The sequence below is a fragment of the Streptomyces sp. SPB074 genome, assembly GCF_000154905.1.
Lineage (GTDB): Bacteria > Actinomycetota > Actinomycetes > Streptomycetales > Streptomycetaceae > Streptomyces.
Genome location: NZ_GG770539.1, coordinates 6,325,783 through 6,328,114, shown reverse-complemented (window position 1 = coordinate 6,328,114; position 2,332 = coordinate 6,325,783). Strand labels below are relative to the sequence as shown.

The following is a 2,332-nucleotide window of genomic DNA, read 5'->3' as shown; positions in this document are numbered from 1 at the left end:
CGCGGCGCCGTCCCCGGCGTGCTCCGGCGGGAGGGTGGCGCGCAGGCGGCGTTCGGCGGCGAGCGCCTCGGTGTGGGCGGTGCTCGCGGCGGCGCGCTGGTCGAGGGCGGGGGCGACGGTCTCGGCGCGGCGGGCCGCGTCCAGGCGGGCGAGGTCGGCGCGGTGCGCGGGTGCGCGGGCGGCGAGCGCGTCGGCGCGGGCGCGGGCCTCGGCGTGGCGGCGCTGGAGCGCGGCGCGTTCGCGGGCGCGGTCGTACGCGGCGGCGGCGGCCTGGTGGGCGGCCTCGGCGCGCTGGTGGCGCAGGTGCGCGATGCCGAGCTGTTCCCTGGCGTGGACGCGGGCGAGCGCGGCGTGCGCGAGGACGAATCCGGGGAGCGCGGGGTCACCGGCGGCCGGGGGGCCGTCCGGGGTCTCCTCGCGGGGCAGCGCGGCGGCCTGGCCGATGCGGTGGTGGAGGGCGAGGAGGTCGCTGTCGGCGGCCCGTACCGCCTCGTCGGTCTCGGCCTTGCGCTCGCGCAGGTGGGTCTCGATCTCGAAGAAGCGGCGGGTGTCGAAGAGCTGGCGCAGGAGGAGCGCGCGATCGGCGGTGTCCGCGCCGAGGAAGCGGGCGAACTGGCCCTGCGGCAGCAGGACGACCTGGCAGAACTGCTCGCTGCTGAGGCCGAGGAGCTGCCTGATCTCCTCGCCGGCCTCCTGGTGGGTGCGGCTCAGCCCCGTCCAGCCGTGGACCGGGTCGTGGCCGCGCAGCGTGGTGAGGGCCTTCTCCGTCGTCGTGCCGGTGCCGCGCTTCTTGGCCCGTACGTAGGGCGGCTGCCGGGTGATCTCCAGGCGGCGGCCGGAGACGGTGAAGTCGAGTGTGACGGAGGTGCGGGTGCCGGGTGCCGCGTGGTCGCTGCGCAGCTTCTCGCCCTGCGCGGAGACGCCCTGGCGGTTGCCGGGGACGACGCCGTACAGCGCGTAGCAGACGGCGTCGAGCAGCGAGGTCTTGCCCGCGCCGGTCGCGCCGTGCAGGAGGAAGAGCCCGGCCTCGGCGAGGCGGTCGAAGTCGACGGTCTGGGTGGCGGCGAAGGGCCCGAAGGCGGTGACGGTGAGGCGGTGGAGTCTCATCGGCGGACCTCCGCGGCCTGGGTCTCCAGGCGTACGGCGTCCACGGCGGCGCGCAGCACGGCGCGCTCGTCCTCGCTGGGGGCCTCGCCCCGTACGTGGGCCACGAAGTCCTCGGCGATCTCCTGGTCGCCGCGGCCCTGGAGCCGCCGCGCGTAGCTGCGCCCGTCGGGCGCGGGCGGGCGCTCGGGCGCGAAGACGAGGCTGAGCAGGTGCGGGAAGCGCGCGGCGAGGCGCGCCATGGGCTCCTCGGGCCGTACGGCGTCGGTGAGCGTCGCCTCGATCCACGCGTCCTCGTGCGGTGTGTGCGCGGGGTCGGCGAGAAGGGCTTCGAGGGTGCCGCGCAGGCGGGCGAGGGGGCGGGGCACGGGACAGTCGACGCGCTCGGCGGTGAGGGCGCCCGTCCCGTCGAGGTCGATCAGCCACATGCTCTTGCGGTGGCCGGCCTCGGAGAAGGAGTACGCGAGCGGGGAGCCCGAGTAGCGCAGCCGCTCGCCGAGCACCTGGCTGCCGTGCAGGTGGCCGAGCGCGGCGTAGTCGATGCCGTCGAAGAGCGCGGCGGGCACGGCGCTGACGCCGCCCACGGTGATGTCGCGCTCGCTGTCGCTGGGGGCGCCGCCGGTGACGAAGGCGTGCGCGAGGACGACGGAGCGGGTGCCGGCCGGGCGGGTCGCGAGGTCGGCGCGGACCCGGTCGAGCGCGGCACCGAGGACGCCCTCGTGGTCGGCCGGGGCGGCGAACTCGTCCTTGACGAGTCCCGGTTCGAGGTAGGGGAGGCCGTAGAAGGCGACCTCTCCGTGCGCGTCGGGGAGCACGACGGGTTCGCCGCACTCGGCGGGCCTGGTCCGCAGGTGGATTCCGGCCCTGCCGAGGAGTCCGGCGCCGACGCCGAGGCGGCGGGCGGAGTCGTGGTTGCCGGAGATGAGCACGGTCGGCACGCCGAGCGCGGCGAGCCGGTGCAGCGCCCGGTCGAACAGTTCGACGGCGGGCAGCGAGGGCACGGCCCGGTCGTACACGTCCCCGGCCACGACGACGGCCTCGACGTCCCGCTCGCGCACGGTCGTCACGAGGTGATCGAGGAAGGCGGACTGCGCGTCGAGCAGCGGCACCCGGTGCAGCGAACGCCCGAGGTGCCAGTCGGAGGTGTGCAGAATCCTCACCGCGCCCCCTCCGTCCGTCCGTTCACCCGCGGACCACCCGCCGCTCCGTTCCCGCCGCACCCGGCGGC

At 76.7% G+C, this 2,332-nt stretch carries 2 protein-coding genes; both read right to left on the bottom strand.

Annotated features, from left to right (window positions below; genetic code table 11):
• Positions 1-1,107: AAA family ATPase (locus tag SSBG_RS27020; RefSeq protein WP_037872020.1), on the bottom strand; the 1,107-nt coding region annotated here is incomplete at its 3' end.
• The gene (locus tag SSBG_RS27015) at positions 1,104-2,264 is read right to left on the bottom strand and encodes an exonuclease SbcCD subunit D (RefSeq protein ID WP_008749233.1); all 1,161 of its coding nucleotides are present in this window, start codon (positions 2,262-2,264) and stop codon (positions 1,104-1,106) included. The genes SSBG_RS27020 and SSBG_RS27015, both read right to left, overlap by 4 nt.
• Between the last annotated feature and the right edge of the window lie 68 nt (positions 2,265-2,332).